The 25,059-nt window shown below is 61.7% G+C and carries 26 protein-coding genes; 14 read left to right on the top strand and 12 right to left on the bottom strand.

The window, feature by feature from the left end; translation table 11 throughout:
• Window positions 1–55 precede the first annotated feature (55 nt).
• Both QFZ57_RS21535 and QFZ57_RS21530 read right to left on the bottom strand, forming a co-directional pair.
• On the bottom strand, window positions 56–403 hold the full coding sequence (locus QFZ57_RS21535) for a hypothetical protein (RefSeq protein ID WP_306901978.1): 348 nt from the start codon (window positions 401–403) through the stop codon (window positions 56–58).
• A gap of 605 nt (window positions 404–1,008) precedes the next feature.
• Complete coding sequence (locus tag QFZ57_RS21530) at window positions 1,009–2,217, bottom strand: IS30 family transposase (protein WP_306901976.1); 1,209 nt, start codon at window positions 2,215–2,217, stop codon at window positions 1,009–1,011.
• Window positions 2,218–2,596: 379 nt separating this feature from the next.
• Between QFZ57_RS21530 and QFZ57_RS21525 the strand changes: the two genes are divergently transcribed.
• From QFZ57_RS21525 to QFZ57_RS21515, 3 genes are all read left to right on the top strand, one after another.
• Complete coding sequence (locus tag QFZ57_RS21525) at window positions 2,597–3,220, top strand: hypothetical protein (RefSeq protein WP_306901975.1); 624 nt, start codon at window positions 2,597–2,599, stop codon at window positions 3,218–3,220.
• Window positions 3,221–3,276: 56 nt separating this feature from the next.
• Window positions 3,277–3,807, top strand: coding sequence for a hypothetical protein (locus tag QFZ57_RS21520; protein ID WP_306901974.1), 531 nt, complete (start codon window positions 3,277–3,279; stop codon window positions 3,805–3,807).
• Window positions 3,808–4,226: 419 nt separating this feature from the next.
• The gene (locus QFZ57_RS21515) at window positions 4,227–5,078 is read left to right on the top strand and encodes a hypothetical protein (RefSeq protein WP_306901972.1); all 852 of its coding nucleotides are present in this window, start codon (window positions 4,227–4,229) and stop codon (window positions 5,076–5,078) included.
• A gap of 8 nt (window positions 5,079–5,086) precedes the next feature.
• On the opposite strand, the gene QFZ57_RS21510 is transcribed toward QFZ57_RS21515, so the two are convergent.
• The 10 genes from QFZ57_RS21510 to QFZ57_RS21465 all read right to left on the bottom strand — a co-directional run bounded on the left by QFZ57_RS21510 (window position 5,087) and on the right by QFZ57_RS21465 (window position 13,508).
• On the bottom strand, window positions 5,087–5,863 hold the full coding sequence (locus QFZ57_RS21510) for a hypothetical protein (protein ID WP_306901971.1): 777 nt from the start codon (window positions 5,861–5,863) through the stop codon (window positions 5,087–5,089).
• Window positions 5,864–5,976: 113 nt separating this feature from the next.
• Window positions 5,977–6,594 (bottom strand): hypothetical protein, encoded by a 618-nt coding sequence (locus QFZ57_RS21505; RefSeq protein WP_306901969.1) that lies wholly within the window; start codon window positions 6,592–6,594, stop codon window positions 5,977–5,979.
• A 93-nt stretch (window positions 6,595–6,687) separates the two neighbouring features.
• The gene (locus tag QFZ57_RS21500; RefSeq protein WP_306901967.1) at window positions 6,688–6,945 is read right to left on the bottom strand and encodes a DUF2188 domain-containing protein; all 258 of its coding nucleotides are present in this window, start codon (window positions 6,943–6,945) and stop codon (window positions 6,688–6,690) included.
• Between the two features lie 135 nt (window positions 6,946–7,080).
• Window positions 7,081–7,905 carry a hypothetical protein gene (locus tag QFZ57_RS21495; RefSeq protein WP_306901966.1) on the bottom strand — a complete coding sequence of 275 codons (825 nt, stop codon included), beginning with the start codon at window positions 7,903–7,905 and terminating at the stop codon, window positions 7,081–7,083.
• A 490-nt stretch (window positions 7,906–8,395) separates the two neighbouring features.
• On the bottom strand, window positions 8,396–8,977 hold the full coding sequence (locus tag QFZ57_RS21490; RefSeq protein WP_306901965.1) for a recombinase family protein: 582 nt from the start codon (window positions 8,975–8,977) through the stop codon (window positions 8,396–8,398).
• Window positions 8,978–9,352: 375 nt separating this feature from the next.
• A complete protein-coding gene (locus QFZ57_RS21485; protein WP_306901964.1) occupies window positions 9,353–9,721 on the bottom strand; it encodes a ParB family protein in 369 nt (122 codons plus the stop codon).
• Window positions 9,718–10,632, bottom strand: coding sequence for a ParA family protein (locus tag QFZ57_RS21480; protein ID WP_306901963.1), 915 nt, complete (start codon window positions 10,630–10,632; stop codon window positions 9,718–9,720). Before QFZ57_RS21480 ends, QFZ57_RS21485 begins: the two co-directional genes overlap by 4 nt.
• A 311-nt stretch (window positions 10,633–10,943) precedes the next feature.
• Window positions 10,944–12,443: a hypothetical protein gene (locus QFZ57_RS21475; protein WP_306901962.1), complete on the bottom strand. Its 1,500-nt coding sequence runs from the start codon at window positions 12,441–12,443 to the stop codon at window positions 10,944–10,946.
• A gap of 479 nt (window positions 12,444–12,922) precedes the next feature.
• Window positions 12,923–13,129 (bottom strand): hypothetical protein, encoded by a 207-nt coding sequence (locus tag QFZ57_RS21470; RefSeq protein ID WP_306901961.1) that lies wholly within the window; start codon window positions 13,127–13,129, stop codon window positions 12,923–12,925.
• Window positions 13,130–13,235: 106 nt separating this feature from the next.
• Window positions 13,236–13,508 (bottom strand): helix-turn-helix domain-containing protein, encoded by a 273-nt coding sequence (locus QFZ57_RS21465; protein WP_306901959.1) that lies wholly within the window; start codon window positions 13,506–13,508, stop codon window positions 13,236–13,238.
• Window positions 13,509–13,869: 361 nt separating this feature from the next.
• On the opposite strand from QFZ57_RS21465, the gene QFZ57_RS21460 reads away from it, so the two are divergent.
• The 11 genes from QFZ57_RS21460 to QFZ57_RS21410 are packed head-to-tail and all read left to right on the top strand — an operon-like array spanning window position 13,870 to window position 24,929.
• Window positions 13,870–14,955 (top strand): M23 family metallopeptidase, encoded by a 1,086-nt coding sequence (locus tag QFZ57_RS21460; RefSeq protein WP_306901958.1) that lies wholly within the window; start codon window positions 13,870–13,872, stop codon window positions 14,953–14,955.
• Window positions 14,955–15,446: a hypothetical protein gene (locus QFZ57_RS21455; protein ID WP_306901957.1), complete on the top strand. Its 492-nt coding sequence runs from the start codon at window positions 14,955–14,957 to the stop codon at window positions 15,444–15,446. The genes QFZ57_RS21460 and QFZ57_RS21455 overlap by 1 nt, the downstream gene beginning before the upstream one ends.
• Before the next feature lie 36 nt (window positions 15,447–15,482).
• A complete protein-coding gene (locus QFZ57_RS21450) occupies window positions 15,483–16,817 on the top strand; it encodes a MinD/ParA family ATP-binding protein (RefSeq protein ID WP_306901956.1) in 1,335 nt (444 codons plus the stop codon).
• A 2-nt stretch (window positions 16,818–16,819) separates the two neighbouring features.
• Complete coding sequence (locus tag QFZ57_RS21445) at window positions 16,820–17,338, top strand: hypothetical protein (protein WP_306901955.1); 519 nt, start codon at window positions 16,820–16,822, stop codon at window positions 17,336–17,338.
• Window positions 17,335–17,616, top strand: coding sequence for a hypothetical protein (locus QFZ57_RS21440; protein ID WP_306901954.1), 282 nt, complete (start codon window positions 17,335–17,337; stop codon window positions 17,614–17,616). Before QFZ57_RS21445 ends, QFZ57_RS21440 begins: the two co-directional genes overlap by 4 nt.
• A 10-nt stretch (window positions 17,617–17,626) precedes the next feature.
• Window positions 17,627–18,322, top strand: a complete 696-nt coding sequence (locus tag QFZ57_RS21435; RefSeq protein WP_306901953.1) for a hypothetical protein — start codon at window positions 17,627–17,629, stop codon at window positions 18,320–18,322.
• Window positions 18,315–19,655, top strand: a complete 1,341-nt coding sequence (locus QFZ57_RS21430) for a hypothetical protein (RefSeq protein ID WP_306901952.1) — start codon at window positions 18,315–18,317, stop codon at window positions 19,653–19,655. Before QFZ57_RS21435 ends, QFZ57_RS21430 begins: the two co-directional genes overlap by 8 nt.
• A complete protein-coding gene (locus QFZ57_RS21425) occupies window positions 19,652–21,157 on the top strand; it encodes an SCO6880 family protein (protein ID WP_306901951.1) in 1,506 nt (501 codons plus the stop codon). The genes QFZ57_RS21430 and QFZ57_RS21425 overlap by 4 nt, the downstream gene beginning before the upstream one ends.
• A complete protein-coding gene (locus QFZ57_RS21420; protein ID WP_306901950.1) occupies window positions 21,158–22,699 on the top strand; it encodes an ATP-binding protein in 1,542 nt (513 codons plus the stop codon).
• Window positions 22,700–24,496 carry a type IV secretory system conjugative DNA transfer family protein gene (locus QFZ57_RS21415; protein WP_306901949.1) on the top strand — a complete coding sequence of 599 codons (1,797 nt, stop codon included), beginning with the start codon at window positions 22,700–22,702 and terminating at the stop codon, window positions 24,494–24,496.
• The gene (locus QFZ57_RS21410) at window positions 24,489–24,929 is read left to right on the top strand and encodes a DUF4913 domain-containing protein (RefSeq protein ID WP_306901948.1); all 441 of its coding nucleotides are present in this window, start codon (window positions 24,489–24,491) and stop codon (window positions 24,927–24,929) included. The genes QFZ57_RS21415 and QFZ57_RS21410 overlap by 8 nt, the downstream gene beginning before the upstream one ends.
• The last annotated feature ends 130 nt before the right edge of the window (window positions 24,930–25,059 follow it).

The following is a 25,059-nucleotide window of genomic DNA, read 5'->3' as shown; positions in this document are numbered from 1 at the left end:
CCGCCGTTGGCAGGCTGTGGGTGCAGAGCTGCAGAGCAAACGTTCCCCGCCTAGTTCAAACTTGACGCTGCGCTGCCTCGGGAACCGTCCTTTCGAACTCCACCCAGATTTGGGTGATCTGGTCCAGCATTTGAGGGGGAAACCAAACCGCCGCACGATGGGTTTGTTCGTCCAGACGATCCATTGTCGATATGTCGATTCCTCCCTCGCTGTAGGCGGCGCTGTCCAACAGTTCCATCGTCTTCCGAACGAACTTGCAGGCGTGGTCGAAGTCGGCGAAAACTATTTGCGCGCGGCTGTAATGGAGCAGCGGCTCATGGGGAAGGTAGTTGTCGGCGTCACCTTGGCACGAGAACTGGGTCTCGAGGCCCAAGTCCCACAGAGCGCGAAGCAACGGCGCCATCAGTTGGTCTACTTCGATTCCTCGTATCGTGGTCTGGGGATGCCCGGCCAAACCTTTGCGGGAAGGCTGGGGCAACGATCGTTCAGTGTGGTCACGGCCCACTGAGTACCAGCGTCAAAGCCTTCGCGGTACCGCCGTAGCCCGCAGCCGGATAGCCGAAGTTTCGCAAGTTGGAGGTTCATCGACACTGTGAAGGACAGTTCATCAGCAAGTTTTCGAAGCATCAGACAATACTTGCAGCCAGCTCCGACATTCTCCGGACTGGAAAATAGAACGGGCCAAGTTACGCCGCTGGCAGTCCGAAAACCACGACCGCCGGCGCAATGCGCTCAGCGGCGAGGTTGGATGGCACCGATCACCGCCCTGCCCGGGCCCCGATAAATGATCTAGTCGTCTTGTCGTTGGGCCGCGATCGACCAGCAAAGACGGAGCCACCTGTCCTCACGCTTTCGTTTGCAGCCCAAGCTCCACGGTCAGAACGGCTGGGACAGGTCGGGATACTAATCCGCTGATGCCTCTGCAAGGGGATGGGTGAAGTGGTCCGCTCGGACCGCCAAAGATGCACAGAGCGGGGGGGCGGATTCAAGTGGTCGTTGCAACACGTCCTAGGCTGCTGATTCTTCCAGTATTTGCTGGAGGGCTTGTGCGGGTGTTTTCCAGCCGAGGGTTTTGCGTAGCCGCCCGTTGAGTCCTGCCGCGGCGTAGTCGAGGTCCTCGGGGGTGACTTTGCTCAGGTCCATGCCCTTGGGGAAATACTGGCGCAGGAGCCCGTTGGTATTCTCGTTCGTGCCGCGTTGCCAGGGTGAGTGAGGGTCGCAGAAGTAAACGTCCGCGCCGGTGGCTATCTTGACGCGTTCGTGAATACCGACCATCTCCGCGCCCTGGTCCCAGGTCAGGGACCGGCGCAGCTGAGCCGGGAGGGTGGGCAGGGTTTCCTCGATGGCGGCCAATACCTGCTCGCCCGTGTGGCCGTTGGGCAGGTGCAGGAGCATCACGAAGCGGCTGCTGCGTTCGACGAGCGTTCCGATTGCCCCGGTGCCCGGAGTACCAATGATCAGATCGCCCTCCCAGTGTCCGGGCACTGCCCGGTCATCGGCCTCGGCGGGGCGTTCGCTGATCAGCAACTCCTTCGGGACCCGCGGCTTCCGCATCCCCGCGCGCCGGTTCGGTTGCCTCACTGCACGGCCGGTGCGAAGGGCCGCGGTGAGCTCTGCTCTCAGCCCGCCGCGGCCCTGGATGAAAATGCACTGATAGATCGTTTCGGGGCTGATGCGCATGCTCTCATCATCGGGGAAATCGATCCGCAACCGGGCACTGATCTGCTCCGGTGACAACCGCTCCCGGGCCGTCAACATCCCGGCGACGTAGAGTGCCAGGGCCTCGTTAACAGCCAGTTTCCGGGCCTTCGGCCGGCGGGCCAGCTTCTGCGCCCGGTTCTGCGCCGAGGACGCCAGATAAGGACGGTGGCCCCCGTTGCGGATGTTCCGGCCCAACTCCCGGCTGATCGTGGACGGACTCCGGTCCAAACGCCGGCTGATCTCACGTATCCCGCACCCGGCCGCCCGCCACACAGCGATCAACTCACGCTCACTGACGGACAAGAACCGTCCGCACGGAGGCTTCTTCGAAGGATCCACCCCACCATGCTGACGGACGATCACCCGGGCCGCTGACGGGGAGATCCCCGCCGCCTCCGCCGCCAACTCATCAGACGCTCCAGAAGACCTCGCCTCCCAGAAAACCCGAACCACCTCACGCAAGATCTCAGGCCTGCCAAAACCCACAACAACACCCCAATCACTCAGGTGTTGCAACGACCCCTAGAACCAGCCGGGGACGGACACGCATAAACTGTCGCTGAACAGGCAACCGGTTCTGGAGCTCACAGGTACTCGCAATGGGCATCACAGTTGGATATTGCACGGTTATCTCAAGTCACCCGCTGTAGCGGTAAGGAACGCCGGATTGATGCGTTTGAGACCACCGTAGTGGTCTGTCAGAGTTAGCGGCATGAAACGTTCACACGTCCCGGCAGGCACGTCAATTGACGAAGATATTTCGCCGCCAACACCGGATGAGACACGCACCGCCCTGGTGGAGCGCTCTGGCCGTTCAGCTGCTCCGCTTCTGAAGGACTTTGTACAAAACCCCGATCGGCGACTGAAGGTCCGATCAGGGCCATTGAGTGTTTTCGTGCGGAACGGCGACCTCCGGGGTCTGCGGGCATTCCTGCTGCTTCACGCGATCATCAGCAGTGGGGGCAAGGACCATGATTGGAGCACCTCGCTGCCTGTCGGCGCGTGGGCGCGTGCGTTCGATACAACAGTCAACGCAGAGGACGCCTCCGCCCGGGCCGCGGTTAGCAAGGCCCTCCGCCGCTTGGAGGGGAGAAAGCTCATTACCCGCTCCCGCGCAGGAAAGAAGCGTCTCGTAAAAGTGACAATTCTTCGCCCAGACGGCGAGGGGGGACCCTATACACGGCCGGGCAACGACAACGCTGACCGATTCCTGAAACTGGACAACAAGTTCTGGACCGAACGCTGGTACGACAAACTGGACATGCCCGGGACAGCGATGCTGCTCGTCGCCTTGCATGAGAAGCCAGGATTCGAAGTGCCGGCGGAAAAGTTCCCGGAGTGGTACGGGTGGTCGGCTGACACGGCCGAACGAGGTTTTGGGAAGCTGGCTGACCTCGGGCTCCTGCACATCGATAAGAAGAAGCGGAAGTCGGCTCTTTCCGACACCGGAATCACCGACGTAAACGTCTACACGCTTACCGGGGCCTTCGCGCCCGAGCAGACCTCGGAGGGAAAATGACCGGGCGGAAGGAGCAAGGCTCCACGTTCGAACTTCACGCGTGGGTAGATGAGAGCATGCGCACCGTGAACGTCGAGGAGCCCCTTTACATGCTTGGCGCAGCAGTTGCCGATCCCTCTTTCTGCCAGCCAGTCCGGGAAGAACTTCGCTCGATGCTGAGGCAAGGACCGAAGCTGCACTGGCGGGATATGGACGATAGGTCCAAGAAGCTGTCCATGAACCTTCTGCGTCCTGTAGATGCCGCGCACGTCGTTGTCGTTGCTGCACCACTGGATCCGCGGCGCCAGGAACGTGCACGAGCAAAATGCATGGAGCGTCTCTTTGCCGAGCTTGGGGACCTCGGCGTGAGCTCTGTGTTCCTTGAATCCCGTACAAAGTCCCTGAACGAACGAGACATGCGCCTGGTGGATAAATTTCGCGGTAGCAGGGCTATGCCCCCAACCCTACGCGTAGAAGTTCAGCTCCCTTCGCTAGAACCGATGCTGTGGATCCCGGACCAGATACTCGGAGCCATAGGAGACGCCGAAGCAGGCGATGATCAATGGCTTGGCATCTTCTCAAGCCACATCAGTCGGCACGATATCTAAAGAAGAGGGCATTAAGCGCGAAAGCCAGGTCCCGTCATCCGGCGGGGATCCTGGCTTTTACTTCCCTACCCCCCGGCAGGAGGTGGGCTAGTCCCATAGAACCGCACCCATCTTCGGGTGTCAAGACGGCGTCCTCGGAATCAGCCGGTCGGCGGCGCCCGGCCAGCAGATCCATACCGGAGCAACAATCCTGCCAGCGCCTGTCGTCATGAACGTCCCACTTCGTTGGATGCGGGACGCCGAGTTGCAGCGAATCTGCCAATCCCAGCCCTCGGCGCTTGGTCCCGTCCAGAAAACGATGCGCAGATGGATAATAAACGCCTATGGATTCGGAAACAGAAGATCTTCCCAGCCCCACGCCAGGGCAGGAATGGGCATACCGACTGCGTGACGACTCGCCTTCCGAAAAGGTGCAAATCGTGGCGTTGCACCAAGAGGCTCGTAGGTTTCGGGTTGAGATTCGTCATTTGGAGGGGACCGCATCCGGCAGGGAAGAAAATGTCCCTCGTGGAAGGCTCAAGGTGCCGTGGGAGGAGGCGGCTCAGTACGACACCACCATGGATGGCTGGAGACGTCTGAGAACAGAGTCCATCGACAAAAACGAGTCTTCGGCTATGTGGGCAGCTCTTGAGCTGGTCATACCTTCGGGGGTTGCCGAGCTATTTATCACTCCAGTTGACGATGCCTTGGTTATCCACGATCAATCAGCGCTTGAAACACTTACGGGGCAGCCTCTGTCCGCTTTTCAAACCGGGTTTGCCTGGATCCTTCACGACGGGAAGCCGTGCCTTTCGCCACTCGCGTCCATGTCTGTCGTGGAAATAGCTTGTCGCAAGAATCCAACCCCAGTTCTCGATTTGGTAATGGCAGAGGAGGCAGAGGCTCGAGAAAAATCCAAGAGAGGCGGCACTGTGGAGGACTGGGAAACCCGAAAACTCGTAGACACCTCCCCTCAGGACGAATACCAGTACTACCTCCGGCGGCAGAAACCCATTCATGAGCTTCTACGTCAGTGGTGCGGGTATCGCTCCGTAACCGTCCACGAGCGGCTCTTAGCTGCGGAGGCGGAGGTCAAGCGTCTGGATGTCCTCCTGGCTTGGTCCGTGGACTGTCTGCGCAGGGTCAACGAGAGCACTGCAGCAGCAATTGAGGAAGAGCACGAGAAAGACCGCATCACCCCTTACAACATCCGACCGGTTCCAGAACGCCCACTGGAGCCGCATGAAATCCCGGTCATTGAGGTTTCCCGCCGCCGGCGCTGGCCGCGCTGAGGTCAGTTCTATCGGGCCGTTTCCTCTTGGACGTGGCTCCGGAGTTCGTCCAAATGCTTGGCCGTGAGTCGGAAGTCATGGAGCTGGTCCGGCAGGATCGCCCGGTTGAAGTACCAAAGCCACGTCAGCTTCCTTGCGTGGTTGTAGACCTTCCCCACGCCTGGTATTCCGCGCATCGCATCCTTGAAGACCACGCGGGAGTACCCGAGGTCGGAATCGTGATGCCGGGCAATCGCAAGGGAAACGTCTCTCACCGATGGAGAATCGTAGGTCAGTTTGGAAACGTAGTCGACAACCTGATCGCGGGTGAGCGCCGAGCCGGCGGCCGCATACTTTGGCGGCTCAGCCTGCCATTTCCGCTTCCAAGCTACAAGGACCGTCGTTCGAGGAGAGTCCCGGGACAGGTGATCCCTAACCTGCGCGGCAGTGAGATGAAAAAGACCACGCTGCCTTTGGAATCTCTTCGCCCAACTCATATCAATGGAGCTGTTGGTGAGGAGGTAGCCGGCATTAGACAGATTCGTGATGAGGTCCTGTTCGGCGGCGTCGGCCCGGGCCGCCTTCACCTCCCCCGCGATCCAGATCTTGGGGGGAGCGTCGAACTTGGCAAGGTGCCACATGATCATGGGGTGGCCGCCGAAGCGTGCGGTAAGCCCCGAAGTTTGACCCACGTAGTACGGCAGAGTTTTCATGTCTGCGATGTTGAACATCAGTACGTAGATGAACTTTCCGTGCCGGGATTTCTTGGTGAATGCAGGAGGGTTAAGGATCTCGTACGTGGTCATGGTCCATTTTCATCCTGCGCTCAGAGCGGTAGCAGCGCCGTAACGTTGTCGTCTGTGCCTGAATTAATCATCGGCAAGAAGAACTCCGCTTTCGTGCCGGTAACAGCCGATACCTAGCTTCCCTGAGCCTGAGGATCTTCAAGATAGGCATCAATGCATGACTGAAGCAGCATCAAGGACGAAGGAGTGACCTCATCTAGGGAGATATCTCCTAGGTGCTCGAACATGCCGATATCCCTCTCCACGCTCACCCAAAAACGATGGACATCGCGAAGGATTGCAACGGCGTCGACGAACATTTGGGCATCGAGGTTTCGATCAGGATCGACTATGAAGCTCGCCAGTTCATGCGTCAGTTCATGGCGGTGGCCATAAATGTCCTTTAGGCGTTTAGCTTGTTCTGTTGAGATGGCCTCCATCCGGACGAGCCACGCCGCTGAGGCGGCAAAAACTTGCTTGTTGTTCTTGATCCACCCTTCACTGCGTGCCGCGTCAATGACGTTTCCCTGGTAGGAGATCTCATCGAAAATGAACCCATTTGCGTTGAAGCCAGTGCAGTAGAAGTCGCGGACTCCATCAAGGACGGTTTGTTTTAGCATTTCGTGCGTCATTTGGTATAGCCCAGCAAACGACAGTGTCGAGCGAATCACCGCAGGCTGCAGCTTCGCCAACAGAAGCTGCTCATATTCCTCTCGGGGACGACCTCCGAATGGTTCTGGTAATTCCGCCATTTTCCGCATCCCCTAGCTGCTGTTTGTGGCAGGCGTTTTGCGGTCAAGTTCATAGCCGCGCACTGGCCTCAGTCCCTTCGAACTGAGACGGCCCTAGTGCTTCCTGTCCTTGGCGGGTGACTCGTTTTTCGAACCGGAATCGCTGTCACCCCATTGGCCGTTTAGCTTCTGGGATCGAACCTCCCCGCGTCCTCCGCCTGTGTTCTCGACGATTTCCTTGGCCCGCTTTTCTGCTGCCCTCTTTGTCGGTTCATGTGCGGAGACTCGTTTGGCGTCTTCCTTCTTCACGTCCCAGCCACCACGATCCTTGTTAGGAACCACGTAGCGATCGTTATCGTTTCCTTTAGCCATTCGAATCCACTCCCCTATTACGATGTGAGGTCATCCTAGTAGCCAAGCCCAGCGCCCCGACGTCGGCTCGGCGGCGCCTCACCGATGTGGCTAGACTCCCGTTCCCTGGTGGGCACTCCCCTTCGTGGTGGCCGCCTATTGCTCTTCCTGGGCTCGTGGCCGGCGTTCCTTGGTCTTCGCCTCGCGGGCTTGGTTCAGTTCAGCGCGCAGCTGGTCGATCTGGCGGCTGTAGGTCTCGTGAAGGTCCTTGACGCGTTGTTCACCATGGGCGCGTTCACGCTCGACGTCGGCTTTGGCGGCCTCACGCTCCGCCGTCAGGGTCGCCACGGTGCTGCGCATATCGGCTGCAGCTTCGCGGGTGGCCTCAAGGTCGGCGCGGACTGCCGCCAGCTGGCGCCGCGCCTCTTCGGCTGCAGATTCCTCGCGGTCAGCGCGTGCCCGCTCCGCCTCGGTGCGGCTCTCGGCCATTCCGGTACGTTGCTCTGCCTCAATCCGGGCCCGTTCCTCTGTCGCGGCCCGTTCCGCGGCTGCGTCACGTGCCTGTTCAGCCAAAGTCAATTGCCCACGGAGTGCTTCCAGGTCCGCCCGCAGCCCGGCATTCTCGGCTTGCGCCAGTTCCCGATCGTTGGCGGCAGAGGCATTGGCCTGCGCGATTTCATCGGTGAGTTGCTGAGCCTGGGACAGGGCGGCGTCCAGGTCCTGCTGGCGTCCTGACAGCTCCTGGGCCAGGTCCTCGCTCGTTCGCGTTGCTTCTTCAGCTGCCGCATCGGCTTCGGCTTTCTCTGCCTCGGCGCGGCGCTGAGCCTGTTCAGCACGGGTAGCTCTCGCGTTCGCGGCCGCAACCCGCTCGGCGGCTTCGCTGGCTACTGACTCAATCTGAGCTTCTGCCGCCTCGGGATCCCCCACGGTGCGAAGTTCCTCAAGAAGTGTCGCGAGCTGCTCGCCCAAGTGCTCGATCATCCCGCTAACCTGGCCCGTGATCTCACTGGCACGCTGACGCGCAGAGTCAACAGGGCGAGCCTCTGCGCCCCGGGAAGCGTCCCCGTTAGGGCGCTGCCGTGCGCGCCAGGCGGAAGCGCGGTTATGCGCGGGGTCATCACAGTACTCCGGGGGCCGGCCCGTGCCGGCCTCCGCTGCCATGGCGGGCCGCCGGCAGCCCGGGTAGCGGCAAGTGCGTGCGTCCATTTCAACAATGCTGTCGCTCATAGCGTCATCATATCGTGTTTCGTTTTCTAACGAAATACGTAACGAAACACAAAATGTAATTAAAGACGGAACAAATTGCACGCTTATGAGACTCGGCGTTCTCCCTTGGAGGCCCTTAGCGCCCGGGGTAGCGTGGAGCCACCTTGTCCTGTGAGCGGTGGAGGACGAGTGTTGACAACGGAAATGTCAGACGTGCCCTGCACGGACCCCATTCCGCTCCATAGTCCTCTGCATCAACGGGGAACTACTGCTTTGAAGCCCCGGCAGTGCCTGCGGCCGGGACCCACCGGTAGAGCGTCGGCACGGAGACGCCGAGGCTGCTGGCCACTTCCCGGGGCGGTGTTCCCTGCTTGAGTAATTTGCGAGCTGATCGGATCTTGGCTTCGGTCATGATGCGTTTGCGGCCGCCTACTCGTCCCTGGTCGCGCGCTGCCTGCAGGCCTGCCTGGGTGCGTTCGACCATGAGCTCCCGTTCCATCTGGGCCAGGGATGCCATCACGTTGAAGAAGAAGCGCCCGGAGACAGTAGTGGTATCGATCGCGTCGGTGAGGCTGACGAAGCCCACGCCGCGGTCATTCAGGCCGCCGGCGAAGTCCAGGAGGTCTTTCACGTTGCGGCCCAAGCGGTCTAGCTTCCAAACCACCAGGGTGTCACCGTCACGCAGGGTGTGCAGCGCCTGGTCCAGGCCGGGACGTTGGGTCTTGGTGCCGCTGATCTGGTCTTCGTAGATTTTGTCGCATCCGGCCTTCTTCAGTGCGCTGATCTGCAGCTCCAGGTTCTGGTCCCGGGTGGAGACCCGGGCGTAGCCGATGCGGTGTGTGGTCATGGAGTGTTCTCTTCTCAAAACTCAATCCGGGGCGTTGGTTCGACTGTACCGTTTCGAGAACTATTTGTGAGAAGGACGGGCCCTGAGCCCGGCTTTTCGTCTGAATGGCGGTTTCCGCAGAAAGACGCCCCTTCGCAGCCGCTCGCCGCGAACACTTCGATTCTCAAATCAACCTGTTCTTGAAATCCTTCGTTATCGAGAACGACAGTGTTCGGCATAGCCGAACGATCGGGCCACACAGTTTGAAATCGCTCGTGCACCGCACCTAGCCATGCCCACGGCCCTCGTAAAGGGACTGCCCACAGGCACTGATTCAGGCGAGCCAATGCCGTTCGGCTCACACGTCCGCCTTTCTCGGGAACCCTGCCGCGCCGTTCAACTGTCCTTGAGTCGGCGTCCGCCCGGGAGTTTCTCTCCCCAGGACGGGTACTCCTCGCCCTCGTTATGCTCGGCTTCGCGTCGGGCGGTTTCTGCTTCGATGGCCTTCGCCACGAAATGGCTCCAAGTGTTATCCCCTTCGGCATAGCTGGTCGCCCTGTACGCGGCCCGTGCCCGGTTGCGGAGCGCCGCCGGGATACTCACCGTCATGTTCGCTGTTTCGATGTCTTTGGGATCGGCCTTCTTCGCCGACTCGGGTCGGTGCCCGGGAAGCATCCGTGCCAGGGGTGCATTTGCGGCGGGTGCGGTACCGCGTTTCGGGGGCAGGCCGAGTGCAGGTCGGGCGGGTGTGGCTTCGGCGCTCACGCGTTGACCTCCTGGGATTCTGCGGCGGCGATGCGTCGTGTTACTTCCATAGCGACTGCATGGAGGTCTTCGGCGACGCTGGATGCCGACTTCGGTCCCGCGTTTCCGGCTTTCGCTTCGCCACGGAGGACTTCCCACCATTTCGGTCCTTTGCTGAGTTCCCGTTCCAGCTCGTGGGCCAGCAATCCACGCTCCCGGCACGCCTGTGCAGTTGCCTCTGCGTGGCGAATAGACATCGGGAACAGCACTTCGTCTGTACCAAAGTCCGCCGTGAGATGGTCTCGGGTGACCTTGTGAACCTGCTTTGAATTCGTGCCAGTCCCAACCAGGACGACGCCCAAAAGGTCCAGCGTAGGGTTGAGTCCAACAACGCTGTCCATGCGTGCTGCGACTGCCGCAACGCCCTTACGACTCGACATGTCAGTCTTCAGCGGCACCACTGCATACCGGGCGGCCGCCACGGCTGCGGCCTGCAATGGCTCGTTCCCCGGCGGACAATCCAGCAGGACCAGATCGTACTCCCCCGCTACGCTGGCAAGTAGTTTAGCCAAAGCTAGCTGTGCAGCATCACGGTCCTTCTGAGCTTTGGCTCCAAGGAATGCGGCAGCATCGTCAAGTTGAGGACCGCCGGCGATCACGTCCAAATTGGGCCGAACACTCAAGAGCAGGTCAGGTTCTCCCCCGAAGCACAGCGAGGCTGCAAGGCTTCTACCACCGTCGCCTTGGTCGGCATAGCCCAAGTCCTCGGCAAGGTTGCCCTGAGGATCAAGGTCTACGAGGAGTACTCGTGATCCGCCCTCGGCTAGGAGTCCGCCAACGTTGGCAACCAGGCTGGTCTTGAAGACCCCGCCCTTCCCGTTGATTACCGCTATAACGCGGCTTAGGACGCTGCGGTCCAGATCGACTTTCACCAAATTCCCCTTCCAAGTTTTTCCCAGCGTAACCAGCAAAAGTTTCTTCACTTGGGAAGCTGGGTTCCGTGTCTTCACTTTTTTTACAAGTGAAAAAAGTGATAGCAGCAAAAAAAGCTAAAACGAGAACACTTGTCACGGAAGTGTTTACGGGTTCACTGCATCTACTGGTTTTCATGGGTTCGGTTGATTCACTTGTGAAACCGGAACCAGCTGTCCGGCCTTAGGAAGTACATGCCCACCGGTGCAGAGCTTGGGAAGACGTGGGGGCCGCAGCGAGCCCGAGCTCGACCAGGGGCCAAGTCCATTGCCTAAGCTGCCTGCCAAAGAGCCGCGTCGTCCGGCGGTATCCAGTGTTCTTCCCGCTCGGAATCGCAGAGGTCGGATTCGATTACCCGAACCTCCAGGAATCGGTCTAAGTAAGCGTGCCAGACAGCACGTTCGCGTCGATTCCGGCTGATCTGTGCCTGGTAGTCCTCCATTACACCCAAACGTTCCGCGAGGACGCGAAGATTCGCTGTCGCCATGATCTTCCAATACCTGCCGTCCCGATGAATCATGCCCAGACCTTCCATTGAGACAAGGGCCTTCTCGACGGTTGAACGACTAATGCCGCTGTTTCGGATGAGCTCTGCGCTGGTGGGGGAATGCCGGCCACGCTCAATTGCCTCGTATACAAGAGCTGCTGCGTCGCCAAGGGCCCGGAATACGGGCCGTATCGAGTGAATTTTGCCTCTTCGCCAAGTCAGTTCACGGGCCAACTGCTGATACTGCTCCGGTAGCTGGATGAGATAAACGTCTGCTGCTTTGTGACGAGCATCAGCGACTTTGGTGAGGATGCCGTCGGAGGCTTGAACGAGGACTGGCAGGAGTCTGGCAATAGTGACGTGGTGCTTCCCCATAGCTGCAGCCAGGGTGCGGCATCCGACATCGAGAAGATCTGTTTCTTTCGTCCTCATGTAGCCAAGCAGTGCGCGGATAAGGAGGCGGAGGCTAAGGCCTTCGCGGCCGCGATCTTTAAGTCGGTGGTCAAGGACCGCGTAGAGCACATTTTCCAGATCGTTCACGAGCTGGTGGATTGCAGCTGCACTGGCGCTAGGTGCCCCCCCTGTGGGTTTAGTGGGGCTTGTGTTGTTAATAAACGCGTTCTTTTCCCCCCTTTGACGGGGACGGCCTTTTTGGGTCCAAGCCTCGGCTTTGGCCCATTCCTGCCTCATGAGCCGGTCCTGCTTCTCGGCCGAGCCGTACAGTGCGGCGAGGCCGGGGAACTGTCCGGTCAGTTCGTTCTGCACCTGGTCCAGGGTCCAGCCGCAGGCGCTGAAGTGGTTGAGGACGGCCATGCGGGCCTCGGACGGGCTCTTGTAGCGTGCCGTGTCGTACAGGCCGGTTCGCGCGGTCCGGCGCAATGCGGTTTCACTGCCGGCGCTGACCTGCAGCAGCTGAGCACCCGCCGTCCGCTGCGCGGCCGCTGTTTTGGCCCGACGCGCTTTCAGGGCGCGGTTGCGGGTCAGTTCTGGAGCTAGCGCGGTACGGAGGGCAGCAATGGCTGCAGCCGGGTTTCTGCGTCGCAGGACGTCGTATGCCTGGGACAGGGGAGTGATGAGTACTTGGTGGCCGCCACTTTTGTGAGCCGAACCTGGGACGCGAATACAGCCGTCCGTAACGTTCTGATGTGGGCTGGGGTCAAGACTCGCCGCCGTGAGAGCCAGGGCTTCTACGAGTTCACGAGCCTCGGAGGCATCCAGCCGTTCCTGCAAGGGGATATAGAGGTGGCGGCCGCCGCTGGGGGAGAAGTCCTCTACAAAGGTCACGCCACACTCGTTGAACCTGCTCCGCAGGTTTGCGGCGTCCGAGTCAACGACAGCCTTGAGCGCCTTGGTAGTGTCCAGGTCCAGGCACAGCGTGGCAACACCCCCGTCTGCCCCATGGACCATCACAGCGGCCGGCCGTTCCGGCAGCTTGGGCGTGATGCTCAGTGCAGAGTAGGGGCGGGGGTACTGGAATCTGGAGCCGATCCAGCGGCCCGTCCTGTAAACAGGCTGCCCAGCGAGCAGAGGAGCGAGAATCCAGGCTTGTTCCGGCGTGGCAGGACGGGCGACACCCCGCGGGGCAGCCGTTGACGCGGAACCGGGTTCCGGTACCATAGGGGACAAGACCTTTCCTGTGAAGGGTGTGAAAAAGGAAGCCTCCTCGCATGAGGGAGCTTGAATAGTTCAGATCGCGTCCCGCCAAGAACTGGGATCTGAACAAATACTTAGAAGAAGGCCCGCCTAGTGCGGGCCTTCAACTTTTAACTGGCCCGTGCCATAGGCAATGTCTCCGGTAGTTGGGAACGGTCAAACCACGAGGGCAAACCGTCCGCTTTCATTTCTGTACGCAGGTGAGCGATCAACTGCTCCATGGCTTCGCCGGTTGATACGCCCATGCGGTCCGCGACGGAAAAGAAGAAGTCCTTGTCCTCTTGGGGCACCAGCGTATTCAGCTGGACATTGTCCATTGCTGTTCCGCGATGCCTTCGCCGTCTCGTAGCCATAGCTCGAAAATAGCCTTAAGAATATGGTTTGTGCGGTATTCGATCCGCGTGTCTCGCAAGGGAAGAACATTTAACGCCCTCGTAGGAAGTCCTTTAGCCCGTCCAGCAATTGCTCCAGGCGCTCCGGCCGCACTGTAAAGGTCACGGTCCGCCCTCGTCGTTGACCAGCGGGGACATCGGCTTCCACCAAGCCTGCATCTTCGAGTCCTTGGAGCGTCCGTCGGGCGGTGTTGGGATCGGTTCCAAGCGCGCGGGCCAGTTCCGCTGCCCCGGTGGGGCCGTGGATGGAGAGGTGGCGCAATATGGCCCGCGAGAATATTGTCCCAAATGACTCGATGGCCATTTCTACGTCCCGGGGCAGGGAGCTCGGGGGACGAATATATCGGGGCACCCAGTCATTTTGTCACTTCCTTTGTTCCCGGCCGGCACGACTGCTAAAAGACTACATTAAATGTCGTCTTAGGGTAATGTCTTAACTGTCGCACAGACAAGAGTGCCGAAGGAGAGTGACTGCTGACACAGACCCAGTGTTTGACAAGCATTTTCGGCTGAACATGTGGACAATACCTGCTGGTCCAACGAATGGAATTCGTCCGCGCAGGTCAAGTGGAAAAAAGTCCGAACCAGCTGGTAGTTGTGGACACGATGTTTTTTGGGGGAGTAGCAGTGATTGTGTGCAAGCGCTCTGCCGTCGAGGCAGGGCTGTGAGGAAAGGAAGCGGCGCTGCTGCCGGCGCTTTGGCCGTGACAGCCTTTCTCTTCGCACCTGTTCTCATCGTCGTGCTGTTCCTGGGGGCCGGCGGGGCCAGGGCCGCTGAGTCCTGTGGCGTCGCCGGAAGCAGTGTCTCGGTTGGCAGCGTGCCTGCCCGTGTGGGTTCCTTTTCAGGTAAGCAGCTGGCGAACGCTGCGGCCATCATGAAAGCGGCCAAGGACCTGGGACTGCCTGCGGCTGCGCAGATCCTTGGGGTACAGGCTGCTATCGGTGAGTCCACGCTGAACGTGATCGACTACGGCGATGCTGCGGGCCCTGACTCGCGGGGGTTGTTTCAGCAGCGGGCGAACGGTGCCTGGGGTAGCTACTCAGACCGGATGGACCCCTACATCAGTGCTACCAATTTCTTCAGGGCTCTGAGCCGCGTTCCTGGCTGGGACCAGCTGGAACCCAGCACCGCGATCCACCGGGTGCAGCGCAACGCGGTGGAGAACCATTACGCGCAGTTCCGCGCCCCTGCAGCCGAAGTTGTAAAGGCGCTCGGTGGTGAGGCCACCACCGGGCTGGACGCGAGCGGCGCGTGCCCGAGCGCCGGGGGAGCGGTCCTGGGGGAGCTGTCGGGCAAATGGGTTCACCCGCTGGCCGGTGCCAGCATGACCAGTGGCTACGGGCCCCGTGCCGCACCTGCCGGAACCGCCGGGGGAGTCCTGGCGAACTTCCACTACGGAATCGACTTCGCAACCCCGGGCAGGGCCGGCACCATCGTCGCTGTGACGGACATGAAGATCGTCAAGATCCGACACCTTGACGGGACGTTCGGCAGTGGCGTTACGGGCCAGACGACGGACGGGAAGCTCACCATTGGCTACTACCACATGGAAGCCCGGTCCTTGAAGGTCAAAGAAGGCGACGTCGTGGCCGCCGGTACCCCGCTAGGGACCGAGGGAGCCACCGGCAACGTGACCGGCCGGCACCTCCACATGGAATTCTTTCCGGGCGCACTGCCCAACCCCATGGTCCCGATCAACCAGACCACCGACCCGGCCCCGATCCTCAAAGCACAGGGAGTGAGCTTCTAATGCGCATCATCAAATTCGGTCTTGTCCTGGCCGTAGCCACCGTAGCCGTATCGGGCTGCGCCGCCCCCGCGTCAAACAACACTCCACAGCCCGAGGTCACGGCCAGCAACTCCGCTGAAATGCACGACCATGACGAGGACCACGGCGTTCCCGCCGTAACCTGGGGGCCGTCCACCGACACCGAGGTTAAGGCCCTTGCCGCTGACCTGATGCTCAAATTTGCCCGTCCTGACGTGACGGAACGGGCATGGTTTGACGCACTCCAACCTCACATGAGCGCCGATTACCAGGAGTCCGCCCAGTACATCGACCCTGGCCGCATCCCCGTACGGGAGATTCACTCTCCCCCTGTTTTGGTCAGGGAGCAGGGGAACCCGATGTCCGTCATGGCCGAGTTTCCCACCAACGATGGCCTCTGGGTGATGTCCCTGCACCGCTCCGGGCAGGACGAACCCTGGCTGATCACCAACATCGCACCTAAAGATTCCTAAGCAGCATCACCACTCCGAAAAGAAAGAGGTAGGCCCATGGCCATCGAAAAATCGCTGATCCAGCCGGAACCGGTGATCAGCGCCATCATCAACGGTGACAACACCGGCATCCTGAAAATCAACGGCGAAGAACATCCCTATGAAGCCCCGGACGTAAACGACCTTCGCCAGGCGCTCATGAAGCGTGTAATCGGAGAAGCAGCCACCTTGAACCGCCCGGTCCGTGTGACCTCGATGGATGACTCGGGGGTTTCCTACCTGGTTGTCTCACCGACCGGCGAGGTTGAGGAAGAGCAGCCCACAACCGTCCCAGAGGATGCCAGCACAATCATCGAGCGCATCCCGGCCACCCGTGCAGCCACAACCACTGTTGCAGCAGCTAAAGCGGGTACAACCGTCGTTAAGGAAGCCGCCCCGGCGGGGCCCTCATCAGTGGCCGACGGGACGACCCGCCGTTCAATCAGGGAGGCCGAGAGCTTCCTCGCGGCCCCGAGCACTGTTGAGCCGGCCACCCAGGGTATCCGGGGAATGCTGAACAGTCTGGGACTTTCGCTTGCTCCTTCTGAGGACGAACTGAGCGAGCGGGTTGATATCCGGCTGGCATCCAAGCACTTTGCCGGCACCCGCACCATTGCGGTGGTGAACCAGAAGGGCGGGTCAAACAAGACGCCCACCGTTGCCGACCTGGCTGCCGTTTTTGGCCGGAACGGCGGCAGCGTCGTGGCGTGGGATAACAACCCCACCACAGGGACTTTGGGATGGCGCACCGAACAGGGCGATCATTCCCGGAGCGCGTTGGACGTCATTGCCAACGCTGACGCCCTGCTCTCTCCCACGGCACAGTCCGCGGATATCAACGCATTCGTCCACCATCAGAGCACCGACAAGTACGACGTGCTGCGCTCTGATTCGGATGTGGACGGCACCCATGAAGTAACCGCTGAAGAGGTCGACATCCTGCACCGGGTTGTCTCCAAGTACTACCGGCTGATCCTGATGGATTCAGGCAACAACCACCGCAGCGCCGAGTGGATCCGCATGATTGACCATGCGGACCAGTTGGTGGTTCCCACCACCAACGAAGAGGACCGGGTGGAGGCCGCCCTCCTGACGTTGCAGGGACTGGACCTGAAGAGCGAACGCTCTGCCGGGCTGGCTGCCAATGCCGTCGTTGTCGTCTCGGAACGGCAGGAAGGCGAAGCCAGGCTCTCCCAGGAGACGGCCGAGAAGTTCCGGCCCTATGTTCGCGACGTTGTCGTCGTTCCGTTTGACCCGGCCTTGAAGTCCGGTCAGATCCGCTTCGGTGCCCTTAGACGCCCAACCCGCAGGGCGTGGTTGCGGGCGGCAGCTGCGGTGGCACGTGGGCTATGAACGTGACCGAAAAGACCGAGAGCGTCAGCCGATGGGTGATGGCCGCGCAGAGCATCGCACCGGAAGTCCGGGCCTCCGCGCCTGTTGAGGACCCGGCCCCGGCCGCTGAGGAACAGCCGATCGGTTTCGTAGCCGCGCACGGCGGCGCGGGTGCCACTGCTTGGGCGGCGATCCTGGACGGGGCAGACCACGGCCCGCAACTGCCCGCCGCCGGAGCACCGGTGGTGCTTGTCGCCCGCGCCAGCCTGCACGGCATCGATGCTGCCAAGGCAGCCATCGCCGCCCACGGCCCGGCTTCATTCAGCGCGGTCCTGATCGTCCCGGCTGCACCGGGACGTGCCTCGCGGATGATTCAGAACGAACTCAAAGTCTTAGCCGGCGCAGTGCCCCTGATCCCCGTCCCGTGGGTTTCAGGCCTGCTGATCAAGCGCTCTGCGCTGGCTGATTTCACTGATGTACCGGCCAAGGACCTGGCAAAAGTCCGTGCCGCGCTTTCCACGACTAAAGGAGAAATGAAATGACCATCTTCAGCAAACTCACTGACGTAGCGACCGTTGTCGTCACGGAAGCCAAGCCCCTGCCCCAGGAAGTCCAGGACGGCCTGGACACCGTGATCCTGTGGGCACGCATCATTGGCGGTTCCCTGGCTGTTCTGGGCCTCATGATCCTCTTCATCGGTCTGTTCTTCGCCCACCAGCGCGGCCGCGGCGAAGAGTTCATGTCCAAAGCCGGCTGGTGGCTCACCGGTGCCATCGGGCTCGGCACCTCGGGTGTCCTTGCAACGCTCTTCGTCAGCTAAGGACAAGCCCGTGAGCCAAGTTCAGAAACCTCAAACCCTCAGAGGCAAAACCGCGTGGTGGGCCGCCGTCACCGTCGTGTTTATCGTCGCTGTCCTAGCGTTCCTCATCCTCGTCAAGCCCGCACCGCAGAACACACCGCAGGCAGGGGAGGGCACCACTCAACCGACGGAGGGCTGCAACGTTCCCGAGGGGGACACCTCCTCCAAACCGGCCATGCCCGTTGATCTCCGCTGGGAAGCTGACAAGGGCTGGACGTGGCCGGTCTCTGACACTTATGGGCCCACCGACACAAAGGACGGCTTTCCTGTCTGCTTCGCCCGTTCACCGCTGGGAGCAGCACTCACCGCCGTCTCGATGAACGCTTCAGCAAACGTGATCAGTGCCCGGAAAGCCGTGGAGCTCTACACCATGGAATCAAAGGGCAAAGACGTACTCCTCGGGAAGACCCCGGATGAACCCGCCGCCACCAGCCCGGCCTCTTTCGCCGGGTTCATTGTGGACAGCTTCACCGGCGATGAAGCTGCGATCACTTTGGTGATGGCTACGCCGATTAGTAGCACTGGATACACCGGCCTGCCTGGCACTTTCAAGTGGGTCGATGGGGACTGGAAATTGAAGATCCTCGATGATGGCTCGTCCTTCGTTGGACAGCCGCCCGTACCGGTAAAGGGCGGCTTTGTGGAGTGGGTTGGTTCCAATGGCTGATTGCGGATTCTTCGGTGGCCCGGTGTGTGCCGCGGCCAACGTGATCGGCGGCGTACAGGACGCCACCAAAGGAGCGGTGAATACTGCCGTTAATTCGGGCGCCAATAGCCTCGGGGAGGCGATGATGGGTGCCTGGGACTCCATCATGAAGGGCTTCCTCACCTCGTGGCTGGATGCGGGAATGATGGTCAGCCTGGAGGGCGAGTCCATGGCATGGCTGACGGATCAACTGCAGGTCCTCAGTATCTTCATGTCAACCTTGGGCATCATGGTGGCCTGTGTGTGGACGATGATGCACGCCCGTGGGGACCGGGCGGTAAAGGCGGCTAAGTCCCTTCTCATGGTTTTTCTCGTGACCACCGCGGGAACAACGTTGATGCAGGTCGCCATCCCCGCCGGTGACGCGTTCTCGAAATACATCCTTGACGAAGCGGGCGTCACCGTTCAGGGCTATGAGCAGCTCGGACCTGCCGCCGCTGCGGTGGGCCAGATTGGACCGGGCCTGGCGATCGTGGCCGGGATCTTCGGCGTCATTGCCACCCTGCTGCAGTGGGTCATCATGATTGTCCGCGCCACGGTGCTGCCCTTGCTGGTCGCCATCTGGCCTGTCGCTGCCGCTGCGGCCATGATCCGTGGTGCTGAACAAAGCTTTTCCAGGGTCACGATGTGGCTTGTCGCGTTCCTGCTCTACAAGCCGATCGCGGCGATTATCTACGCCTTTGCCTGGAAATTGAAGTCCGGTGGTGACGGCATTGGAGGAGTCATCAACGGAATGCTGCTGCTGGTCCTGGCAGTTGCTGCTCTCCCTGCACTGATGAAGCTGCTGAGCCCTGCTACCGCTGCCATGGGTTCGGCCGCAGGTGGAACGATGGCACTGGGGGCAGGCGCCGCGGTCGTGACCGCTGGTGTCGCTGCCGGCGCTGCCGTCGCCACCGGTGGCGCCAGCGCCGGAGCCAAGGGCGCCGCAGGCTTCGCTGGCACAGCCGGCCCGTCCGGAGGAGCCACGGCCCAGGGAACTACGTCCATGGCCGCTCCTGAAAGTTCCAGCGGTACAGCGCCCGGCGGTGCCCCAGCAGGCCCCTCCGGAAGCCCTGCTTCTTCAAACCCGGCTGGTTCCAATACTGGCGGCTCAGTCGCCCCGGGTGGCTCGGGCAGCAGCAATGCCGGCACCGGTTCCGGGGGTGCCTCGACAGGCGGGTCGTCAGCAGGCGGAGCGGTCGCCAAGGGAGCCTCTGGCGGCAACGGTGGGTTGCAGGCCGCGACCCAGTCCTTGGGCGGTTCTGTTGCCCAGGGTGCAAAGAATACTGACGGAAAGGATGTGCTCGGATCATGAGTGAGAACGCTGCACAGGAAAAATTCGGCAACTGGCTTCAGCCGGCCTCTCCGGGTCTCTTTGGCTTGAGCCTGGGCGGGGTGGTTATCTCGGCTGCCGGCCTGGTCTTCGGGCTGCTGTCCCTGATGCGCGGACTGTTCCTCCTTGCTTTGGCCGTCCTTACGATCACGGCTTTGATTGTCCTGCTGGGCTTGGTGAAGTTTGGTGGGCGCACGGTTGTGGGCAAGTTGACTGACGCCTTGTCGTTGGTGTCCCGGAAGTCCACCGGTTCGGCGTTCTACGTCACCGGGGCCTTGTCCACGCTTCCACCCGAAGACGCGGAGCGCCTGCCTGGTGCCCTGCTGGATGTGGAGACGATTTCCGGCACGGATGGCCTTGGACGCCCGTACTCGTTGCTGCACCATAAGGCGGTCCGGCAGCTGGCGGCCGTCTTCGGCTGCTCTCCGGACGGGGCGGCCATGCAGGAGCAATCTGTCGTCAACGCCCAGGTCGCCAACTTCGGAGCTTGGGTGTCCTCACTGAGCGTCGAAGATGGACTAACCGGAGCGACGATCGTTGTTGATTCGGCCTCCGAATCCTCCGCTGCGACGTGCGCTGCCATCCGTGACGATGTGGCACCGAACGCCCCGGCCTTCGCCAGAGAAGTCCTTGACCATGCTGTTGGCACCCTGCCTGCCCGCTCAGCGGTGATGAACGTTTACGCCACGATGGTCTGGGACGCTCCCGCCCTGGGAGCCTCGGAGAAGGACGTGTCCTCCGCTGTTGCCGAGGTCGCTGCCCGCCTTCCCGGCCAAACCCAAATGCTCGCGGCCGCCGGAGCCGGTTCACCGACTCCTCTCGTGGAAGAGGATCTGGCACATGTCGCCCAGCTGTCCTATCAGCCGATGCGGGATCAGGAAATGGCACTGGACGCCCTGCACGGCCGACGCGCTGTCCAGGACTGGGAACACGCCGGACCCGGCTTCTTCGATGACTCCCAGGGCCGTGTGGTGTTCCACGACGGCGTAGCGTCCATGACCCTGATGATGACCGTCCCTCCCGGAGCCCACATCACTTCCCGCAGCTTCGACCGGGTGTTCGGTCCGAACGCGAAGTTCCTCCGCAAACGCGTCGCGTTGTTCTACCGGCCGGTGGATCCCGGCACAGGAGCCAAGACAGTGGACCGCCTGGTGAAAACCGCGGACTGGAAGATGAGCACCCGCAAGGGCCGGCCAACGTCATTTGACCGGGCCACCAAGGCTGTCGCGGAAAAGACTGAAGAAGAGCTGACCCAGGGTGCGCGGCTATCACTGTTCTCGATGATGGTCACCGTCACCTTCGCACCCGATGAAAAGTCATACCGGGACGCCCTGAACCAAGTGAAGTCGATCATGAACCAGCTCATCATGCCCTACCGCTTCGTGGAGCACGCCGGGTCCGCGGCGTTCCACACCACGCTTCCATTCGGGATCCTCCCGTGGAAGTACAGCAGCACCCCGCTCTGGATGGAAGGCGTCCTGTAGATGAAAGACAGCACTTCAGGCCGCCCCGGCAACGGTAAAGCCATCATGGCCAAGCGGTTGCTCGCGGAGAAAATGCGGCACATCAAAACCTCCAAAGGTTTTACGGGTTTTGGCGGCGGGCGCTGGGGCAAGATGCCCCAGCCGCCGCAGTGGTACTCCTCCTCGACGCAGTTGTGCGGGATCTACCCCTTCTCGGCCGGGACCTCCCGGCCGAACACGGGCACCCCGCTGGGCCGGGACATGAACGTTGATACCGCGGTCTGCGGGGACATGAAGACCTGGTACGACGCGGGCCTGATTTCCTCGTCCTCGATGATGCTCTTTGGCCTGAACGGCAACGGCAAGTCCTCGGTCGCGCAACGGTTCATCTACTCGATGGCCGCCCGTGGAATCGTCCCGATGGTCTTTGACCCGCTCAAGGACGAGTACGGCGAGATGGTCGAAGCGATGGGCGGCAGAGTCTTGCGCGTCGGTCCCCGCGGCCGCGACAAAATCAACCTCCTGCACCTGGGCGCTCTGGGGGAGGCCGCCGCCAAGATCGGCGGCACGACAGGCGAGGACATGCGCCGCCAGGCGGTCAGCCAGGCAGTGGACATGGTCGCCCTCGTCGTCCAGATCAACCGCGGCAGCCCGCTCTCCGACAGCGAAGACGCAGTCCTGGCCCTGATGGTCCGATCGGTCATCTCCCGCGTCCGCCGCCCCTCAATGCACGACCTGGTGGACGCGTTCCTTGCCCCGCCCCCGGAAGTCCTCTCCGCCGTGGCCTGCAACGACGCCGCCCAGTTCCTGGGCGAGTACCGGGCCCTGCACCTGTCCGTACTGGCCCTGCTCTCCGGTGAAATGGGTGCGCTGATCGGCGGCAGCGAATCCATGTCCATCCCCGTGGGAAACCCCGGAGGATTCTGCTTCGACACCTCCTCCATCCCGGCGTCGAACACCAAACTGCTCTCCGCCGCGATGCTGGCAACCTGGAACATCGGCTTCTCCGCCATCGACGCCCACTGGGAGCTGTCCCGGCACGACCCGAGCGTGCACTGGGGCGGCTACCTCGCCGTGCAGGACGAGTTCTGGTACCCGATGCGGGCCTGTGAAGGCATCATCGACCGGGCAGACCGGATCGGACGGACCAACCGCGGACTGGGCGTCAGCGAACTGAAAATCACCCACAGCCCCAAAGACTTTCTCTCCCTCCCCAACGCCAAAGACAGGGAAACCGCCAAGGGCTTCGCCCAGCGCTGCGGCGTCCTGGGTCTCATGGCCCTGTCCCTGGATGACCTGCACGCCCTCTCCGCGGTCCAACCGCTCAACGGCAAGGAGATCGCCACAGTCGCCGGCTTCAACACGCCCCCGGACTGGAAACCCAACATGAACGCCGACGGCACCCCCGCCCCGCCTCCCGGGGCAGGGAAGATCCTGCTCAAGATCCCCGGCCGGGTTGGCCTGCCGGTGCAGCTGACCCTTACTGCCATTGAAAAGGCCAAACACATCACGGACGAGCGCAGCAACCGCATCGCCTTCGCCCACGAAATGGAGACTGTCTAAATGGGCGCACCGAACAAGAAGGCCTCAAGCCTCAGCGGCGAAACCATCGCCCTCTGGGTAGTCCTCGCCGTGATTCTGGTCGGCGCCGGCGCAGCCACCGGAGCGGTCCACCTCGGCTCGATGGTGGCAGGAGACGGCCAGCAGCTGCCCAAGAACCCGGCCGAACTCCTGGTGGGCCTGATCAAAGGCACCGTCACATGGCCCGCCCCGGCTACCTGGGTGCTGGTCAGCTTCGGTGTCATCTTGGTGGCCTTGGCTGTCCTGATCACCCGGGCGGTTCTGAAAGGCACGTCCAAACGCTCCCGCGTTGATGCAGCAGCCCGCTACATGGCCACGCCCAAAGACCTGAAAGCTCAGACCCTGCGCGGCGCAACGGAAAAGGCCAAAAGCCTGGGCGTGGAAGGTTCACCGGGCATCCCCGTGGGCAAGACCGTGATCGGCAAGCAGATGGTCTTCGGGTCCTGGGAAGACATGCACATCGACATCTGGGGACCCCGAACAGGCAAAACCACCTCCCGTGCGATCCCAGCCATCCTCTCCGCACCCGGCGCTGCCCTGGTCACCTCGAACAAGCGCGACATCGTGGACGGCACCCGCGACGTCCGCGCCGTTGATGGCCCGGTGTGGGTCTTTGACCCCCAGGCCGTCGCCCTGGAAGAACCTTCTTGGTGGTGGAACCCGCTGTCCTACGTCACCGACGAAGTCCGCGCCGCCCGCCTCGCCGACCACTTCGCCTCCGGATCCCGCGGGCCAGGAGCCCAAACAGACGCATACTTCGACCCTGCCGGGCAGGACCTGCTCGCCGGCCTGCTGCTCGCGGCCGCCCTGGCTGACCTTCCCATCACACAGGTGCACACCTGGCTGACCGACCCGACCGACGACGCGGCCGTGCCGATCCTGATGGAGGCCGGCTTCACCCAGACCGGCAACGCCGTCCAGGGCGTAATCAACCTCCACGACAAACAGCGCGGCGGCATCTACGGCACCGCCCTGCAAATGGCCTCCTGCCTGACCAACCGGCAAGTCTCCCGCTGGGTAACGCCTCTTGGCCCGGCTGATAACCGGCCGCAGTTCGACCCAGCCGCCTTCGTCCGCTCCAAGGGGACGCTGTACAGCTTGTCCAAGGAAGGCAAAGGCACTGCCGGCCCCCTGGTCACAGCCCTGACGGTAGCGACAGTGGAAGCGGCTGAAGAACTCGCCGTCCACTCACGCGGGGGACGTTTGGAGATACCGATGATTGGCGTCCTGGATGAGGCAGCGAACGTCTGCCGATGGCGGGAACTCCCGAACCTGTACAGCCACTACGGCTCCCGCGGCATCGTCCTGATGACCATCCTCCAGTCCTGGTCCCAAGGCGTGGAAGTCTGGGGCCGGGAAGGCATGCGGAAACTCTGGTCCGCCTCCAACATCAAGGTCTACGGCGGCGGCGTTGCCGAAGCCGAGTTCCTGAACGAAGTCGCGCAGCTCGTCGGCGAATACCGGTACTCCAACATGACCAAAAGCCGGTCCAAGCAAGGGGTCTCCTACAACTACGACAACGACCGCAAAGAACGCACCCTCGACGTCTCCGACCTCGCATCATTTCCCCGCGGCCGCGCCATCATGTTTGCCTCCGGCGCCCCCGCAGCGCTGCTCGAAACAGTGCCCTGGATGGGCGGCAAAAATGACGCCGAGATCAGGGCCTCCATCGCCGCCCACGACCCCTCCAAGCGTCCAGCTGCGGGTGCGGTGGCCGGTCAAACGGTGAATCCGTGGGTTACGGCAGCAGCATCCAGCAGGGGCCCTGCCGATGAGTGACTTGGGCGAATGGGACGACGAGCCCGACGTGTCCGACCAACCTCCAGTGCCCGAGGAAGCTGGGGAGCCTGAAGCAGAAGAAGCCGCTGAACCAGAGTTGTTCTACAAGGACCTGGTCAGCTTCGTGCAGGAACGCCTCTCCCCGTCCTACCGGCGCAGCCTCAGCGGAACAGACAGAACATGGTGCCCCTCCTGGTGGAAACACGAAGAAGCCATCAGTCGACTGGAAGCATTATGGCGGTCTTGGGAATTCCTCCGCCTCGACGGCTCAACGGGCATGAGCGTCTGGTGGCGCGACCACGCAGACCATCACATGGGAGTCCTGCTCTCCGCGGACGGTCCATTCAAGGGATGCAAACCTGTTGCCGGCGGCCACGCAACAAATAAGCTCAAAGCTCTCCCATGCGAACCCCCGCCAGCAGGGCTTTTTTAGGCGATGCTCCTCTTAGTGACTTGGCAGTTCGGCCGAACGCGCGCAGCCGCTCGAAATTTCAAGCGGCTGCGCCCACGATTAGCCCCACTTTATGCCGCAAACAGGACATTTGCGGAAATTGCCCGGATAA

This window comes from Arthrobacter sp. B1I2 (assembly GCF_030816485.1).
GTDB lineage: Bacteria > Actinomycetota > Actinomycetes > Actinomycetales > Micrococcaceae > Arthrobacter.
The sequence above is the reverse complement of the archived record's forward strand: the minus strand, read 5'-3'. Positions and strand labels throughout refer to the sequence as shown.

Excerpts from the sequence above, each read along its gene's own strand:
- QFZ57_RS21510 (WP_306901971.1), bottom strand. The coding sequence starts at position 5,863 with ATGACCACGTACGAGATCCTTAACCCTCCTGCATTCACCAAGAAATCC.
- QFZ57_RS21425 (WP_306901951.1), top strand. The coding sequence starts at position 19,652 with ATGAGTGAGAACGCTGCACAGGAAAAATTCGGCAACTGGCTTCAGCCG.
- QFZ57_RS21465 (WP_306901959.1), bottom strand. The coding sequence starts at position 13,508 with ATGGCCATCGAGTCATTTGGGACAATATTCTCGCGGGCCATATTGCGC.
- QFZ57_RS21535 (WP_306901978.1), bottom strand. The coding sequence starts at position 403 with ATGGCGCCGTTGCTTCGCGCTCTGTGGGACTTGGGCCTCGAGACCCAG.
- QFZ57_RS21440 (WP_306901954.1), top strand. The coding sequence starts at position 17,335 with ATGACCATCTTCAGCAAACTCACTGACGTAGCGACCGTTGTCGTCACG.
- QFZ57_RS21455 (WP_306901957.1), top strand. The coding sequence starts at position 14,955 with ATGCGCATCATCAAATTCGGTCTTGTCCTGGCCGTAGCCACCGTAGCC.
- QFZ57_RS21420 (WP_306901950.1), top strand. The coding sequence starts at position 21,158 with ATGAAAGACAGCACTTCAGGCCGCCCCGGCAACGGTAAAGCCATCATG.
- QFZ57_RS21490 (WP_306901965.1), bottom strand. The coding sequence starts at position 8,977 with ATGACCACACACCGCATCGGCTACGCCCGGGTCTCCACCCGGGACCAG.
- QFZ57_RS21410 (WP_306901948.1), top strand. The coding sequence starts at position 24,489 with ATGAGTGACTTGGGCGAATGGGACGACGAGCCCGACGTGTCCGACCAA.
- QFZ57_RS21500 (WP_306901967.1), bottom strand. The coding sequence starts at position 6,945 with ATGGCTAAAGGAAACGATAACGATCGCTACGTGGTTCCTAACAAGGAT.
- QFZ57_RS21450 (WP_306901956.1), top strand. The coding sequence starts at position 15,483 with ATGGCCATCGAAAAATCGCTGATCCAGCCGGAACCGGTGATCAGCGCC.
- QFZ57_RS21470 (WP_306901961.1), bottom strand. The coding sequence starts at position 13,129 with ATGGACAATGTCCAGCTGAATACGCTGGTGCCCCAAGAGGACAAGGAC.
- QFZ57_RS21520 (WP_306901974.1), top strand. The coding sequence starts at position 3,277 with ATGCGCACCGTGAACGTCGAGGAGCCCCTTTACATGCTTGGCGCAGCA.
- QFZ57_RS21495 (WP_306901966.1), bottom strand. The coding sequence starts at position 7,905 with ATGATCGAGCACTTGGGCGAGCAGCTCGCGACACTTCTTGAGGAACTT.
- QFZ57_RS21505 (WP_306901969.1), bottom strand. The coding sequence starts at position 6,594 with ATGGCGGAATTACCAGAACCATTCGGAGGTCGTCCCCGAGAGGAATAT.
- QFZ57_RS21430 (WP_306901952.1), top strand. The coding sequence starts at position 18,315 with ATGGCTGATTGCGGATTCTTCGGTGGCCCGGTGTGTGCCGCGGCCAAC.
- QFZ57_RS21415 (WP_306901949.1), top strand. The coding sequence starts at position 22,700 with ATGGGCGCACCGAACAAGAAGGCCTCAAGCCTCAGCGGCGAAACCATC.